General features: G+C 52.5%; 16 protein-coding genes and 1 pseudogene. 16 read left to right on the top strand and 1 reads right to left on the bottom strand.

Features of this window, described 5'->3' with window-relative positions; genetic code table 11:
- Positions 1–189 (top strand): hypothetical protein (locus F3G95_RS13900; protein ID WP_207706443.1); only part of this gene is annotated, 189 nt, incomplete at its 5' end.
- A 1,062-nt stretch (positions 190–1,251) separates the two neighbouring features.
- Here the strand turns inward: F3G95_RS13900 and F3G95_RS13970 are convergent.
- Positions 1,252–1,524, bottom strand: a complete 273-nt coding sequence (locus F3G95_RS13970; protein WP_243130351.1) for a hypothetical protein — start codon at positions 1,522–1,524, stop codon at positions 1,252–1,254.
- Positions 1,525–1,549: 25 nt separating this feature from the next.
- Here F3G95_RS13970 and F3G95_RS14070 point away from each other — a divergent pair, with 25 nt between their 5' ends.
- The 15 genes and pseudogenes from F3G95_RS14070 to F3G95_RS10250 all read left to right on the top strand — a co-directional run bounded on the left by F3G95_RS14070 (position 1,550) and on the right by F3G95_RS10250 (position 14,902).
- Positions 1,550–1,675 carry a hypothetical protein gene (locus F3G95_RS14070; protein WP_005927484.1) on the top strand — a complete coding sequence of 42 codons (126 nt, stop codon included), beginning with the start codon at positions 1,550–1,552 and terminating at the stop codon, positions 1,673–1,675.
- Positions 1,676–1,877: 202 nt separating this feature from the next.
- Positions 1,878–2,492: a class I SAM-dependent methyltransferase gene (locus F3G95_RS10185; protein WP_005927487.1), complete on the top strand. Its 615-nt coding sequence runs from the start codon at positions 1,878–1,880 to the stop codon at positions 2,490–2,492.
- A 1-nt stretch (position 2,493) separates the two neighbouring features.
- Positions 2,494–3,102, top strand: coding sequence for a class I SAM-dependent methyltransferase (locus F3G95_RS10190; protein ID WP_097784008.1), 609 nt, complete (start codon positions 2,494–2,496; stop codon positions 3,100–3,102).
- A gap of 9 nt (positions 3,103–3,111) precedes the next feature.
- Positions 3,112–3,975, top strand: a complete 864-nt coding sequence (locus F3G95_RS10195; RefSeq protein ID WP_005927492.1) for an MBL fold metallo-hydrolase — start codon at positions 3,112–3,114, stop codon at positions 3,973–3,975.
- Positions 3,972–4,673 carry an L-2-amino-thiazoline-4-carboxylic acid hydrolase gene (locus F3G95_RS10200; RefSeq protein WP_005927495.1) on the top strand — a complete coding sequence of 234 codons (702 nt, stop codon included), beginning with the start codon at positions 3,972–3,974 and terminating at the stop codon, positions 4,671–4,673. The genes F3G95_RS10195 and F3G95_RS10200 overlap by 4 nt, the downstream gene beginning before the upstream one ends.
- 102 nt (positions 4,674–4,775) lie before the next feature.
- A pseudogene (locus F3G95_RS13975) lies at positions 4,776–4,940 on the top strand (class I SAM-dependent methyltransferase); the annotation flags it as partial.
- Positions 4,937–5,863: a 2-dehydropantoate 2-reductase N-terminal domain-containing protein gene (locus F3G95_RS10210; protein ID WP_005927504.1), complete on the top strand. Its 927-nt coding sequence runs from the start codon at positions 4,937–4,939 to the stop codon at positions 5,861–5,863. The pseudogene F3G95_RS13975 and the gene F3G95_RS10210, both read left to right, overlap by 4 nt.
- The gene (locus tag F3G95_RS10215) at positions 5,860–6,522 is read left to right on the top strand and encodes an L-2-amino-thiazoline-4-carboxylic acid hydrolase (protein WP_005927508.1); all 663 of its coding nucleotides are present in this window, start codon (positions 5,860–5,862) and stop codon (positions 6,520–6,522) included. Before F3G95_RS10210 ends, F3G95_RS10215 begins: the two co-directional genes overlap by 4 nt.
- Positions 6,519–7,118: an L-2-amino-thiazoline-4-carboxylic acid hydrolase gene (locus F3G95_RS10220; protein ID WP_005927511.1), complete on the top strand. Its 600-nt coding sequence runs from the start codon at positions 6,519–6,521 to the stop codon at positions 7,116–7,118. Before F3G95_RS10215 ends, F3G95_RS10220 begins: the two co-directional genes overlap by 4 nt.
- A 174-nt stretch (positions 7,119–7,292) precedes the next feature.
- On the top strand, positions 7,293–7,532 hold the full coding sequence (locus tag F3G95_RS10225) for a hypothetical protein (protein WP_005927518.1): 240 nt from the start codon (positions 7,293–7,295) through the stop codon (positions 7,530–7,532).
- Between the two features lie 51 nt (positions 7,533–7,583).
- Complete coding sequence (locus F3G95_RS10230) at positions 7,584–8,540, top strand: AraC family transcriptional regulator (RefSeq protein ID WP_005927522.1); 957 nt, start codon at positions 7,584–7,586, stop codon at positions 8,538–8,540.
- 106 nt (positions 8,541–8,646) lie between these two features.
- Positions 8,647–9,423 (top strand): hypothetical protein, encoded by a 777-nt coding sequence (locus F3G95_RS10235; protein WP_243130352.1) that lies wholly within the window; start codon positions 8,647–8,649, stop codon positions 9,421–9,423.
- A 74-nt stretch (positions 9,424–9,497) separates the two neighbouring features.
- On the top strand, positions 9,498–11,267 hold the full coding sequence (locus F3G95_RS10240) for an ABC transporter ATP-binding protein (protein WP_188117545.1): 1,770 nt from the start codon (positions 9,498–9,500) through the stop codon (positions 11,265–11,267).
- Positions 11,268–11,270: 3 nt separating this feature from the next.
- Positions 11,271–12,998, top strand: a complete 1,728-nt coding sequence (locus tag F3G95_RS10245) for an ABC transporter ATP-binding protein (RefSeq protein ID WP_149794844.1) — start codon at positions 11,271–11,273, stop codon at positions 12,996–12,998.
- 239 nt (positions 12,999–13,237) lie between these two features.
- Positions 13,238–14,902 carry a recombinase family protein gene (locus F3G95_RS10250; RefSeq protein ID WP_243130353.1) on the top strand — a complete coding sequence of 555 codons (1,665 nt, stop codon included), beginning with the start codon at positions 13,238–13,240 and terminating at the stop codon, positions 14,900–14,902.
- Positions 14,903–14,987: the final 85 nt, after the last annotated feature.

Below are 14,987 nucleotides of genomic sequence, written 5' to 3' on the forward strand. Positions count from 1 at the left end.
GATAGAAATCAGAAAAGCAACAAAAATCCCAACAGCACCAAGAATATGGAGCAAATCTTTAGAAAAGAACTTATGGATTTTTTTCATGGAAAGACACTTCCTTTCTCGGTAGACAACATTATTTGTTCTATTGTATCATATGCTCTGTGTTTTTTCAAACCAAGTCAAGTGATTGGTGAAACGACATGAAATAATTGCATCTCACGACAGGTCACCGAAGATAATTGGATTTTTGCAAAAAGAGGAGTAGTGTACCGTCGAAGGATGTGTTATACTCAGTCCATGGAACAATTATGAACTTTATTGTTACTCGGCAGGGTTTGGGGCAGGCACGCCCCAACAAGAAGCACTTCGGAAACGCACGAGCGTTGCAGAAGTGTAGTCCCGGAGGAACACAACATTTTTAAAAATTGAAAATTTGTGGCCACGGGACGGTTCTTGCCCTCTACCGCTGCGCTCAAAACGCATTTTCAACAAATGTTTCCGAATTGTTAAGACGCAAAAAATAAGTAGAGGGACTCTGCTCATGTATGGGAGTCACCGTTCACACCGAACGCAGTTCCTGCCCCTGTTTGTGTAGCGGCGTTGACGAAAAGTCGGTATCACGTCCGGTCGGCTTATGAAATTTTCAAGGTACGTTTCCCATAAAGAAAAATACCGCCCAAGCAGCGCAGCGATGGATTTTGTCGGGGTGAATCGGCGGCAAAATGAATCGGGTGTGTTGCGGGGCGGTTGATCTTTCAGGGATAATCCACGGTGAGGCAGTGTTCAAAATGAACACGACCACATCTTGTGGATGACTTGTAACCAATCCACAAAACCAGTGGGACTTACAAGAAAAATACCACTGTGTGTGAAAATCGTCAAGAGGGTTTTGAAAAATTTGTTGAAGTGAAGCAAGAAAAGTATGACACATCTTGTAGCTTTAGGAAAAAATACGCTATGTGAATCAGAACAAATCCCATTTTCTGTCTGCGGTAAATCCTTCTACTGCCAGCTGCAACAGGATGTTGCTTGTGCATTCAAGACGCAGACGGCAATAAAAACGGCAAGATCGCCTGCTGCCAAGTGACCTTGCCGTTTTGTACTGTATTTTGCTAAATCAGGCAGTTGCCCGCGACTTTACAACGCTACGTTGACCGGCAGAACATACACACCGTCGGCGGTGTAGTAGGTGATTTGAGTAACAGTCTTGCCGATGATGGAGGCAAGATAGGTCTCGTCCGTATTGAAGCCCAGCTCGGTGCCGCGCTAGATATTGGTCACATGATGCAGGCCATACTCGCTGCCATCGGCGGTGGTCAGCACTACGCCGTAGACCTTGTTGGCGCTGGTGTCCAGACCAAAACCGGAGAGCTTCATCTCGTAATTCGCGTGGCGGCCATTGGTGGTCAGCTCCACAGTAACACCCTCCACGGTAGTCTCGGTGGCGTGGACTTTGCCAAACTCCCACTTGCCGCTCAACAGGTTGTACCATGCGGTAATGTAGTAGGCAGGAGTCTCGCCGAGCTTATAGTACCGCAAAGCCCTTGACCTTTTTGCCGGAGCCATGCTGTATGTGGTGGTGGAGGAACTGATCCCGGAAATGTCGCAGGGACAGCACTCCAACGTTGGCACGGTACTTTTCGTGGTGGGCTTCAGCGTGATGATGGTGCTGGATGTGGCACTGGGGTAACGGTTGGGGGCTCCCGAAAGCGAAATCTCTTTCGGAATCTCCGAAAATGCCTAAACTTCTTGACAGAGGAGACGGCAGGGCGTATTATTTTGGCAGAAGGACCGTTGAGAAGCGGCTTTTTATAGGGTTGGAAGTTAGCTAAATCTAACTTATCGGTGCACGTGGTGGTTAGATAAATCTAACTATAAAAGGAGAGACAGCAATGCGAGCACGCAAGAATTTCTGGGACAGAAATGCAGGTCTGTATGACTGCTTTATGCGAAAAGACAGGATAGTATACGAAAAAATGTATGAGCTGATCTGTCCGGTCGTGAAAGACAAAACGGTGCTGGAGTTGGCTACCGGAACAGGGCTGATCGCCAAGCACATCGTAAAAGCAACGGCACACATCGAGGCGACGGATGCCTCTCCGGAAATGATTACAGAGGCCAAGCGGGGGAATTACTCTGCGAAACTGCATTTTTCCGTGCAGGATATGTTTTCTCTGCCATACTCGAGCAAATCATTCGATGTGGTAATCGTATCTAACGCACTGCACATCGTGCCGCAGCCAGAAAAATCACTGCGAGAAATCAAACGGGTGTTGAAGGATGACGGTGTGCTGATCGCGCCCACCTTTACTCACGCAGAAAACTCATTTCCCGGCAAGGTCAAAGCCTTTTTCATGAAGCTGGCAGGCTTTCCGCTTCACAGCAAGTGGACGAATGAGGAATACCTGAGTTTCCTGCATCAGAACGGCTGGGCAGTACGAAATAGTGTCGTTCTAAAGGCCTCTTTTCCGCTGACCTATACGGAATGTGTGAAATCGGAGGTGTGATATGTCCTTTTTTGAAAACACCCGAAAGCCCGTAGGCTTTGGCGGGAAGATCATGGTTGCTATGATGAACTTTGGACACAGCGCAATGGCAGAATGGGGGCTGCGCTTTTTAAAGCCTGCCCCGGATGCCATGGTGCTAGACTGCGGCTGCGGCGGTGGAGCGAACATTAAGACACTGCTGAAACTGTGCCCCAACGGCAAGGTGCAGGGCATCGACTACTCAGCTGTCAGCGTGGAAAAAACGCGAAAGGTCAATGCCAGAGCCATTGCGGCAGGACGGTGTACCGTGCAACAGGCAAGTGTGGCAGAACTGCCGTTTGAAGCGGAGCAGTTTGATGTGGTGACCGCCTTTGAAACGGTCTATTTCTGGCCGGAACTTGCGCAGAATTTCAGAGAGGTTTATCGAGTGCTGAAGCCCGGCGGGGTCTTTTTCATCTGCAATGAAGCAAACGGCGAAACAACAAAAGACGACAAATGGACGCAGATCATCGATGGCATGACCATCTATACGGACACTGCACTGAAAGAGTATCTGGAGCAAGCAGGATTTTGTAAGATCCAGAACCACAAAAATAAAAAGGGCTGGCTGTGCATCACAGCACAGAAATGAGGTGCGATCATGTCGAAAAAAGCAACGGAATTTCAAAGAAAAGCAATGAGCTGGATGTACCGGGGCAAGGAAATCTTCAAGCCTTTGAACACCGGCTGGATCGACGAGAATGTTGCCTGCGTGCGCGAATGGGTGGCGAACATCTTCTTCTACCGCAAAGGCGATACGACCATTATGGTCGATGCGGGATATAACTACGACCGCCTTGCCGAAAAAATGGGCTGGCTTGGGATTGATCCGAAGTCGATGCACCATATCCTTATCACCCATCAGGACACCGACCATGTGGGTGCGGTGGAAGCAGACAGTCCGGGGCTGTTCCGGAATGCGAAGCTGTACATCGGCGAGATCGAGAACCGGTATCTCACCGGCGAGGTGCGGCGAAAAGTCATCTATCATCTCTATAAATTGCCGCAGGTCACGATCAACAACGAAAAGGTACTGCTGCACGATGGACAGGTACTTGACATTGACGGCGTCAGGATCGAGTGTTTTCTGGTTCCCGGTCATACATGGGGACATATGGTCTACCTCATTGACGATAAGTACATTTTTATCGGCGACACGCTGTGGTTTGGCGCGGACGGCGGCTACAGTTTTATTTCTGCGCTGGCAGAGGATAACAAGCTGGCAGTGAAGTCTCTGACACTGCTGGAGAAAAAGCTGAAAAAACGCGGACTGCATCCGCTGTTCATTACCGGTCACACCGGCTGGACGGACAACATGGAGTTTGCCTTTGCGCACAAAAATGAGCTGTGCTCGCCCTTCAAGAAAAAAGTCCACGACCCATCGGCACCCTATGATGCCTACGACGAATCGGATGACACCGAAGAAAATGCAAAGAGCGGTTTTCTGAAAGGCGTGGGAAGATGAAGGACAGCGAATTACAAATTGACCGTAGCTGCCATGTGCTATATTCCAAACCCTGCAAAAAGGAAATTCTGGCGAAAATCACTCTGCACTATCCGGAGGTGGAGCGCGAGGTGGTCTGGGAGCAGGTGCAGCTGAGATACGCAGAGCTTCTTTCCAAGTGGCGCACCGACCTCGGCGGTAAAAAGAATTTTCACAACGGCGTAGGCGGCACCTACGACTGCATCGCCATCATGTGCTTTTACGATGTGTGCCGGGATGTGGTCACATTCCGCGAAATGGAAGAGATAGAAGAAAATCTGATCCTGCCGTCCTTCCGGAAGCTGCGATTCGTTGACATCAACAAGCCATTCTGGAAAAAGCTGATGTATCGGGCATTCAGCACCGCCCAAAAGCACTGTGACACATGGCATGATTACGAGATGGATGTTGCGCCTTACGAAAACAGCAAGCCCATCTATTATGAATTTACGACGTGTCCGGCGGCGGAATTTGCCAAGCGGTTTGGATTTGCGGACATTATGCCCGCCCTGTGCAATGTGGACTATGCGTCCATGGAACTGCTCCATGCCAAGCTCGTGCGGACGACCACCTGCGTGGACGGCTGCCGATGCGACTATACCATCTGCGGCGATAAGGATCCATACGTAAAGGAACATCCCGAATACCGGGATGAAAACGGATACAGGAGGAATAAGTAATGCTTTTACAGGTGATTCTGGAAGGTCTTGGGCTGGGGGCACTGCTGGTTCTGGTCTGCGCTGCGGGCATCCGCAAAGGGGCTGTTGGGATGGTGCATCTTTACCCCATGGGACAACCGTTTGCGAGTATCCAGTCGGGGCTATATGTTAGGTTACAGCGACCTGAAAGACCCTTCCGTCAGCGGTTTTTTCCGGTTTCTCGCCAAGGTCGGTGACAACGGAATGAAAATGCAGATCGTGAAGATCGGATTTGGAGGCAAGCTATGAAAATTCTGGTATATGGTGCAGGCGTTCTGGGGTGCAATCTGGCAAGAAATCTGCTGCGCGCCGGAAAGGATGTCACTCTGCTTGCGCGGGGAAACTGGGCTGCGGAGATCAAGCAGAACGGCCTGCGGATCAAGGACAAATTTTCGCTCCGCACCTCGGTCAGCCGCATTCCGGTGGTGACTGAACTTGCACCGGATGCAATGTACGATGTGATCTTTGTGGTCCTGCGCTATACACAGCTGGATTCCGTTCTGGACACGCTGCGGGCGAACCGGACGAAGAACATCGTTTTTGTGGGCAACAACGTACAGACAAAAGCATTGGCGGCGGCACTTCCGGAAAAGAACGTCCTGTTTGCCTTTGCGCTTTCTGCGGGGCATCGGGAGGTTGACCGGGTTGTCTCCATCGACCTGAAAAAGATCACCATCGGACAGCTGCCGGGTGCAATCTCCAATAAACAGCTGATCGGGCGCATCTTCCACGGCACAAAATATAAGGTCGTTTACGAGCCGAACATGGAGGACTATCTGCTCTGCCATGCCGCGTTTGTGATGCCTGCGGCCTTCGCCTGCTATAAGACAGACGGCGACCTGAAAAAGCTCAGGGGCGATACCGCGTACCTGAACCGTGTGCTGGATGCCAACATCGAGGGATACCGCGCCATCCGAGATGCCGGGCACACCATTCTGCCCAAGGAGGATGCAGACTTTGAAGGGGAGAAATACCGCAAGACCTGCCTGCGCTTTTTCAAGCTGATGTGCGCCACCTCGCTGGGAAAACTCTGCGCCTCCGACCATGCCATGAACGCCATCGACGAAATGAGTGCGCTGAACCGGGATCTTAAGAAATTTTTCGATGAACATGGCGCAGCCTACCCGGTATGGCAGGCACTGGAAACGGAAGCCGGGAGGTATCTGCAATGAAATACGCCGGGATGCCTATGGGAATGTGGGTGCTGTTTTCAGGCTCCTTTCAAAAGCAGCTGACCGCTGTGCTGGGCTATGATGCAGCCACCGCAAGAGCCATCACGAAAAAGGCAAAGCCGCAATACCGGCAGATCATCCGCAGGCTACCGGAGTTTGAAAAAGCGGACCGCTTCAAGATGAACATCGTCAACTGCGCAATGCTCGGCGCGTTCATCCTCTCCATGCCGCAACGTCCGGAGGTGGACAGGCTGACGGATTACTACGCAAAGTCCATGATGACAAAGCCCATGCAGTGGTTCTGCCGCAAGAGCGGAAAAAGCAAGTTTACCCCAAAGGATATTGCCGCCATGAAGGCCACCGCTGCTCTGAAAGCCGCCGACCGCAACCCCTACTCGTGGAACATGGAATTTTACGAATACCCTGACGGCAGCGGCTATGAAGGACGCTTTACCAAGTGCGGCATCTGTGTGCTGATGAAGGAACTGGGTCTGTACGATCTGACCCCTGCCCTGTGCCATCTGGACTACACCATGAGCGAAGCGGGCGCTGCGACGAACTTTGTGCGGCAGTACACTCTCGCCTCCGGCGGCCCATACTGCGACTGCGGGTATAAAAAGAAGGGCTTCGTGAAAGCTGGAACGGAGGCAGGACGATGAAGGAAACCTATCTCTCCCGTGATTTCCGGGAGACTGTGGCACTGCGCTTTCCCGCGCGGGCAAAGGAACTGAACACCGCTTTCGATATACGCCTGAGTGCGTTGCTGGCTGAAAATGCGGGTGCAAGCAAGGAAAAGCAATATCACCTCAAGCGGCAGATATTGCCGGGCATTTCGGCCTACGAGACCTTGCAGCGGGTCATGCCGAAAGAGGAGGCACTGCAAACCGTTCACGGCTATGTGGAGCACTTGGCGAGAACGAGCCACAAACAGCTTGCCGCCCTGCTGCACATACCGGGGCTTTACCGCCTTGTTCCCGGCGTTTTCGTCAAATCCACCCGGAGCGTTTTCGGCCCGGCGGCGGGCTTTGCCCCAAAAGAACTGCAGACCGGTAACGGCGTCTGGCGTGTGGATATGATGAAGTGTCCCTATCACGACACCTGCGCAGAATACGGCTGCCCGGAGCTGTGCCGCTGCTTTTGTGACAGTGATGACATCAGCTATACCGGGCTGCATCCGAAGCTGATCTGGGAGAGAAGCATGACGCTAGGGCGCGGAAATGACCACTGCGATTTTTGCATGAAAACCATAAAATAGATGCACAGGAAGCGAAGAAAATGAAGAAAGAAGAAACAAAGCGTTTTATCTGCTGGTGCATCGCGGCTGCGGTGTATGAGAAAAAGCACTCTGCGCACCTCGCAGGCTGACAGCGATTGCTGAATTGTCTGTGTTTTTTGCAGAAAGTGCATCCATAGCTTCCGGTGTGTATATATGCTGAAGGATTACCCGCCTTTCCAAGCAAATGATTTTGAATATCTGCGGGGGAGGATACTGATCCTCCTCCCGGAAAATGACATTTTCAAAAAGGAAGATCAGAAACGGTTCGCAGATCTGTTCCGGAAACTGGATGCGGAGATCCGCACAGTTCCGGGCGGTCATGTGGGCTTTATCGTTCAGGCGGAACGGTATCTTGATTTGATGGAAACATTTTTGCAGAGAAATGGAATTTGACAGTTCACGTCTGCGAATCAGTAAGAAAAAGCGAATCTTCAGGAAAAGAGAATGGCTATGCATAAATCACTTTTTGATCTTTCCATAGAAGAAACGACCTCGACTGAAATGCCTCACACCGTGAAATTTTCCAATGAGACAGGAACTGGGAGTATGATTATCTGTCCACTGTTTTTGGGTGCAGAGCTGTATTATAACGATATGCACCTTGCATTCTTTGAGGAAGCCACGGCACCAATGCGGAATGTCATTGAGATCAACCACTGCCGCGTGGGGCGTTACGAGTGCAGTTTTGGGGCAAATAGCTGCTGCTATCTGGCAGCAGGGGATTTTGCGGTGTGTGCAGCGGCGCGCAAAAAGTCGTCCTCCTGCTTTCCGCTGCGGCACTACCACGGCATCACCATCCTACTGGATCTGGATGCGATTTCGCCGGAAATGCGGAAACAAATGGAATGGTACGGCGTAGACCTTGATGTCATACGGCGGTACATCTGCACGGAAAACCGCTGCTGTATCCTGCGGTCAGAACCGACCATTGCCCATATTTTTTCAGAGCTTTACACAGCGCATTCTGTGCCGGACACTGGCTATCTTCGGCTGAAAGTGCTGGAGTTGCTGCATATTCTGACCCGGCTGAAAAACAGGGAAGATGTGCAGCAGACAGAGTATTTCAATCAGCATCAGGTGGAGTGTGTGAAGCAGGCTGCGGCTCTTCTCACGCAGGAACTGACAGTTCGCCGTACAATCGAACAGCTTGCACAGGAGGTCGGCCTTTCGCCTACGGCATTAAAAAGCTGTTTCAAAGGCATTTACGGAAGCTCGGTCTATGCGTATCAGAAAGAGTACCGGCTGCAGCTGGCACAGAAGCTACTACTCGAAACCGATTGCACGGTTGCTGAAATCGCCCATCGGGTCGGGTACGAAAATCCGAATAAGTTTTCTTCTGCATTTCGGGAAGCAGCCGGCATGACGCCTACGGAGTATCGGAAGATGCGTCCGATTGGATAGATTCTGTCGATTTGGTTCTTGCGCAGAAAGTCCGGTTCCAGTAAAATCAGTATCGCGATTAGTTGAAACTAACGCCGATATTCTGATTTTGTGGAGGAAATTGATAATGCGTTTGATGAAAAGAATTCTGAGTGCAGCTGCTGTGCTAGCTCTGTCTGCTTCTCTTCTGGTTGGCTGCAGCAGCGGCACGGCGAGCTCTGTTCCCGTTTCTGCAAGTTCTGCCGCAGAAAGCACTGTTTCTTCCGTAGAAGAGACCGCCTCTTCTGCTGTGGATGAAAACGAAGCTGCCGCTGCACAGTTGCTGAACGACCTAACGGGCAGCTATCAGGAACTGTGGCCGGTGATTCTGGCGGACGAATATAAGCAGACATGGCTGGATGATTGTACCGCTCTCGTGGGCGAGGACAATGCCGAAGCTGCTTTTGAGAAGCTGTCCTCTATGGTGACAGGTGATGTTTACGGCGAAGATGCAGTCAAAGCGTATGCCAACGGCGGCGGAGCCTATTTCTGCGGCTTTACCAATAGCCTTGCGATCTTGACCTTCGATGGTGAAACTTCTACCATTTCCGGCACCGATAAGGACGGCAATGTGCTGTTCTCCCATACCTATCACTACATTGGCATGGAGCCTGTGCATGGACTGTATGAGTTTGAAAGTGATGATGCCGATTCCGGCGAGTTCACCTACTTTTTCCTCGCGCCAGACACCAGTGCGGAAACCTACCACATTGAGTTTCGCTATGGTTCGGATGCAGATGCTCTGAGTCAGTATGATGCAGGCGATTATGCTTACTGGGTGGCATCTGGCATTTCTACGGATTGCGACCAGACTATGATCGACAACTGCATTGAGCTGTTCTGTACTGAAAATCTAGCAGGTTAATACGTAGAATGTGCTGTGGAGCAAAAACGCCACGGCACATTTTTGCATAAAAATTATTTGAAGGAGGTCTTTCCGTGAAAAAACAGTCCGATCTTTCCCGGCTGATGGGCTACGCCGGGAACTACCGATATTTCACCTACGCTTCGTGGGTGCTGTCTGCGGTCAGTGCGCTGGTGGCGCTGGTGCCTTTTGTGTACATCTGGAAGATCCTGCGAGATGTGTTGAACGCCGCGCCGGACTATGCGCAGGCGGTGAACATCCCCCATTACGGCTGGATGGCAGTGTTGTTTGCGGTGCTGGCTTACCTCATTTACATTGCGGCGCTGATGTGCTCCCATCTGTCGGCGTTCCGGGTGGCGACCAATCTGCGGCGGGCGGTGTCGGAGCATCTGGCGGTGCTGCCGCTGGGCTTTGCCGAGACCTTTGGCAGCGGCAAGCTGCGCAAGATCATCCATGAGAGCACCGGATCCGCCGAGACTTATCTTGCCCACCAGCTGCCCGACCAGTACAACGCCATCGCCACCCCGGCGGGACTGCTGGTTTTGCTGCTGGCGTTCGACTGGCGGCTGGGTCTGCTGAGCCTTGCGCCGGTGGTGTTGGCTTTTCTCATTATGGCGACCATGACTGGCAAGCGGATGGCTGAAAAAATGCGGCAGTACGGCAACGCCTTGGAGGCTATGTCCAATGAGGCCGTGGAGTACGTCCGGGGTATCCCAGTGGTCAAGACCTTCGGGCAATCGGTATTTTCCTTCAAAAAGTTCAAGACCACCATTGATGAGTATGAAAAGTGGGTCATCTCCTACACCAAAGACCTGCGCCTGCCCATGATGTTCTATACCGCCGCCGTCAACGGCGTGTTCGCCTTTTTGATCGCGGGCGGGCTGCTGTTCACGACCCACGGCGTCACCCCGGAGTTTCTGCTGAACCTGCTGTTCTATATCATCATCACGCCGGTGATCTCCCTGACTCTGACCCGTATGATGTATATGAGCGAGAGCAAGATGGTGGTGGCGGATGCGCTGGCACGCATCGACTCGGTGCTGGAGGCGGCGCCCATGCAGGTGGAGGCTGTTCCGCAGCACCCGAAGGACGCTTCTGTTATGCTGCAGGATGTGCATTTCAGCTATGATGGCAAAACGGATGTTATCAAGGGCGTTTCGCTGAAAATTCAGCCGGGTCAGATGGTGGCTTTCGTTGGCCCCTCCGGCGGCGGCAAATCCACACTGGCAAACCTGATTTGCCGGTTCTTTGATGTGCAGAGCGGCAGCGTCCGGGTGGGCGGAGCGGATGTGCGGGACATCCCCAAGGAAGAGTTGATGGACACCATCTCCTTTGTGTTCCAGAACAGCCGCCTGCTCAAGGGCAGCATTCTGGACAACGTCCGGCTGGGCAGAGCGCAGGCCACCGAAGCCGAGGTGCTGGCGGCGCTGAAAGCTGCACAGTGCATGGATATCGTGGAAAAGTTCCCGGAGGGCATCCATACCGTCATTGGCACAAAAGGCGTGTATCTGTCCGGCGGCGAGCAGCAGCGCATTGCCATTGCCCGCGCCATGCTGAAAAATGCGCCCATCCTGCTGCTTGACGAGGCCACCGCTTTTGCCGACCCGGACAATGAAGCAAAGGTGCAGGCAGCCTTTGCTCAGCTTGCCAAGGGCAAAACCGTGCTGATGATCGCACACCGTCTGTCCACCGTAGCCAACGCCGACTGCATCTATGTGGTGCAGGATGGGCAGATTGTGGAATCCGGCACAAAGGACGAACTGTGCGCGCAGAACGGCCTGTTTGCCCGGATGTGGCAGGACTATCAGGCCTCGGTGCAGTGGAAGGTCGCAAAGGAGGGGTAAGGAATGATCGAAAAAATTCAACACGCCACAGCCAGCTCCCCGGAGGGCGCAAAGGGGCTTGTAAAGGGCGTTCTGGCCTGTGCGTTCCAGAACATGGCGTTCATGCTGCCCACCGGGCTGCTGTATCTTCTGGTAAAAGACCTGCTGGCAGACTCCACGAGCGGGAGAAGCACCTTCTATCTGCTGGGGTGCGTGGGCTGCTTTGCGCTGATCCTGCTGACCACATGGTTCCAGTACAACGGAACCTATTTTACGACCTATAAAGAAAGCGGTATCCGCCGTCTGGCTCTCGCAGAACGTCTGCGTAAGCTGCCGCTGTCTTTCTTTGGCAAACGAGATTTGGCCGATCTGACCAGTACCATCATGTCGGACTGTGAGGTTTTGGAAAAGACCTGCTCTCACTTTATTCCCGGCCTGTTCGGTTCCCTCATCTCCACCGTGATCATTGCGCTGAGCCTGTTTGCGTTCAACTGGCGGATGGCACTGGCAGCTCTGTGGGTCATCCCGGTGTCCATCGCCATCGTGGTGGGCAGCTATCGGGTACAGGATAAGGTGCAGGCCAGGACCATGGCGGCGAAAATGGCCTGTGCGGACGGTATTCAGGAGTACATCGAGACTCTCCGGGACCTGAAAGCCAGCAATGCGGAGCAGCAGTATCTGTCCGGCCTTTCCGGCAAAATTCGGGCAGTGGAAAAGCAGTCTATTGTGGCAGAGCTGGAAACAGCGCTGTTTGTGTCCTCCGCCGGCATGGTGCTCAAGCTGGGCATTGCATCGGTGGCGCTCACCGGTTCGGTGCTGCTGGTGCAGGGCAGCATCGATGTACTGACCCTGTTTCTGTTCCTGATGGCGGCATCCCGGATGTACGACCCCATGCAGGGGGCTTTGCAGAATCTGGCGGCGGTCATCGCCATGCGTACCAATGTGGGGCGGATGAATGAGATTCTGGACGCTCCCCTGCAGACCGGCAGCGAGCAGCTGACCAATCAGGGCTGCGATATCGTGTTCGACCATGTGGGCTTTGCCTATGACTCCGGTGAAGCGGTGCTGCGGGATGTCTCCTTTACCGCAAAGCAGGGGGAGGTTACGGCGCTGGTGGGCCCCTCCGGCAGCGGCAAGACCACTGTTTCCCGGCTGGCAGCACGGTTCTGGGATTACCAGAAGGGCAGTATCACCGTGGGCGGCATGGATGTCTCCCGAATCGACCCGGAAAAACTCATGAGCCTGTATTCCATCGTCTTTCAGGATGTGACCCTGTTTGACAACACAATCCTCGAAAACATCCGTCTGGGGCGCAAAGGTGCCACCGACGAGGAGGTCCTTACGGCGGCAAAGCTGGCAAACTGCGAGGAATTTGCCGAGAAGCTGCCGGACAAGTGGAACACCAATATCGGCGAGAATGGCTGCGCTCTTTCCGGCGGTGAGCGTCAGCGCATTTCCATCGCCCGTGCTTTTCTGAAGGATGCGCCCATCATTCTGCTGGACGAGGCCACCGCAAGTCTGGATGTTGAGAACGAAACGGCGATTCAGGAGGCTCTGTCCCGCCTCATCAAAAACAAGACCGTTCTCATCATCGCTCACCGGATGCGTACCGTGGCAGGTGCAGACAAGGTTGTTGTGCTGAAGGATGGCATCGTAGCGGAGCAAGGCAGACCGGATGAGCTTTATGCTCGGAACGGATTGTATGCGCACATGGTTGATTTGCAATCAGCAAGTCAGAATTGGACGATTTAAAGCTATAATAAGAGAAAGCTGTTTCAAAAGGATGCTCTGTCATGGGATAGAACATCCTTTTTGAATACCGTTCAGCCGAAATTTGTACAGGAGTCCATCATAAAAATGACATTCAGGAAAAATGACATTCTATAAACCTATTGCAATAGGATGAAAAGTATGGTATATACATTATACGAAACATTGCTTTGAAATGAACACTCTACCGTCCATTGATGCATAAAAGAGAGGTGCTTGCCATGACCGCCGTGATCTATGCCCGCTATTCATCGGATAACCAGCGCGAAGAATCCATTGAAGGCCAGATTCGTGAATGCACTGCCTATGCGGAAAAGAATGGCATCACCATCGTCAAGCACTACATTGACCGTGCCATCTCTGCCAAAACGGACAACCGCCCGGAGTTTCAGCAGATGATAAAAGACAGCGACAAAAAGCTGTTTGACATTGTGCTGGTCTGGAAGCTTGACCGTTTTGCCCGGAACCGCTACGACAGTGCCCGGTACAAGACCCAGCTGAAGAAGAATGGTGTCAAGCTCATGTCTGCCACCGAGATCATCTCCGAGGGGCCGGAGGGCATCATTCTGGAATCGGTGCTGGAAGGTTATGCCGAGTATTATTCCGCTGACCTTGCCGAGAAGGTCGTGCGTGGACAGACCGAGAACATCCTGAAAGGACGCTGCAACGGTGGTCGTGGAACCTTTGGTTACACGCTGGATTCGGAACGGAAGTTCCATATTGACCCTCTCACCTCGCCTTTTGTGCTGGAATCGTTCAAGAAGTACAATGAAGGCTCCACCATGAAGGAGATCCGGGACTGGCTGAACGAAAACGGCATCAAGAACCCGGTGGGCGGTGCGTTTACCTATAACAGCGTCGAACATATGCTCAAAAACCGGCGGTACATCGGAGAACTGAAATTCCGGGATGTGGTCGTACCGGATGCTATCCCGCCCATCATTCCGCTGGAACTGTTTGAGGATGTGCAGGAGAAAATCGCCAAAAACAAGAAAGCCCCTGCCCGTAGAAAGGCAGAGGATGACTACCTGCTCACCACCAAGCTGTTCTGCGGCTACTGTGGGGCGTTGATGTTTGGCGAAAGCGGCACGAGCCGGACGGGTGAAGTCCACCGCTACTATAAATGTGCCACTGCCAAAAAGCACAAGGGCTGCAAGAAAAAGACCGTCCGTAAACAGTGGCTGGAAGATCTGGTGGTCAACCAGACGATGCAGCTTGTCAAAGACGATGCCGCCATGGAATCTATCATCGCCAAGGTGATGGAACTGCAAAACAAGGAGAACACCAACATTCCCCTCTATGAGAAACAGCTTCGGGATGCGGAATCCGGTATCCAGAATATGCTGAACGCGATACAGGCTGGTATTCTGACCAGCTCCACCAAGGAGCGGCTGGAGCAGCTGGAAGAAACCAAGCGTGAGCTTGAAGCCCGCATTGCGGAAGAGAAGCTGGCAAAGCCCAAGGTCACGGAGGAGTTCATCCGGTTCTGGCTGCTGCGGTTCCGTAAACTGGACATGAGCCTGAAAGACCAGCGGCAGGCGCTGGTGGATACCTTCATCAATGCGATTTATCTGTACGATGATAAGGTTTTGATAACCTTCAACTATAAAGAAGGAACACAGACCGTGACTTTTGGAGAAGCGGCAGAAGCCGCATCAAAGGGAAATGGTTCGGATTTGGATTGCATTCCTGCACCACAAGGAAGACAGCTTTTGGTAGCTGTCTTTTTTGCTTTATATGACATTTTCCCTTTAGCTATAACAGCGGATAAGAGGACTTGGACAGCACGGCCCCACCGCAGGCGGGGCAACAAAAGCCCCAGTGGGGCTTTTGTTAGTGCGCGGTTCCCAACCCGTAGGAATGTCTCCCGGGAGGACTGCCGCTAAAATAGAAAATCCGAACCTTTTCTCGATAAGAGAAAGGTTCGGATTATTTGTTTTGCTCTATTGGCGTAGGACTTGCCTCGGATAC

Origin of the sequence: Faecalibacterium sp. Marseille-P9312 (assembly GCF_902497445.1) — a bacterium.
Taxonomy (GTDB): Bacteria; Bacillota; Clostridia; order Oscillospirales; family Ruminococcaceae; genus Faecalibacterium; species Faecalibacterium longum.

Coding starts and splice junctions, on each gene's coding strand:
- F3G95_RS10225 (WP_005927518.1), top strand. CDS start 7,293: ATGCTGAAGGATTACCCGCCTTTCCAAGCAAATGATTTTGAATATCTG.
- F3G95_RS10195 (WP_005927492.1), top strand. CDS start 3,112: ATGTCGAAAAAAGCAACGGAATTTCAAAGAAAAGCAATGAGCTGGATG.
- F3G95_RS10190 (WP_097784008.1), top strand. CDS start 2,494: ATGTCCTTTTTTGAAAACACCCGAAAGCCCGTAGGCTTTGGCGGGAAG.
- F3G95_RS10235 (WP_243130352.1), top strand. CDS start 8,647: ATGCGTTTGATGAAAAGAATTCTGAGTGCAGCTGCTGTGCTAGCTCTG.
- F3G95_RS10185 (WP_005927487.1), top strand. CDS start 1,878: ATGCGAGCACGCAAGAATTTCTGGGACAGAAATGCAGGTCTGTATGAC.
- F3G95_RS14070 (WP_005927484.1), top strand. CDS start 1,550: ATGCTGTATGTGGTGGTGGAGGAACTGATCCCGGAAATGTCGCAGGGA.
- F3G95_RS10245 (WP_149794844.1), top strand. CDS start 11,271: ATGATCGAAAAAATTCAACACGCCACAGCCAGCTCCCCGGAGGGCGCA.
- F3G95_RS10210 (WP_005927504.1), top strand. CDS start 4,937: ATGAAAATTCTGGTATATGGTGCAGGCGTTCTGGGGTGCAATCTGGCA.
- F3G95_RS10215 (WP_005927508.1), top strand. CDS start 5,860: ATGAAATACGCCGGGATGCCTATGGGAATGTGGGTGCTGTTTTCAGGC.
- F3G95_RS10250 (WP_243130353.1), top strand. CDS start 13,238: ATGACCGCCGTGATCTATGCCCGCTATTCATCGGATAACCAGCGCGAA.
- F3G95_RS10200 (WP_005927495.1), top strand. CDS start 3,972: ATGAAGGACAGCGAATTACAAATTGACCGTAGCTGCCATGTGCTATAT.
- F3G95_RS10230 (WP_005927522.1), top strand. CDS start 7,584: ATGGCTATGCATAAATCACTTTTTGATCTTTCCATAGAAGAAACGACC.
- F3G95_RS10220 (WP_005927511.1), top strand. CDS start 6,519: ATGAAGGAAACCTATCTCTCCCGTGATTTCCGGGAGACTGTGGCACTG.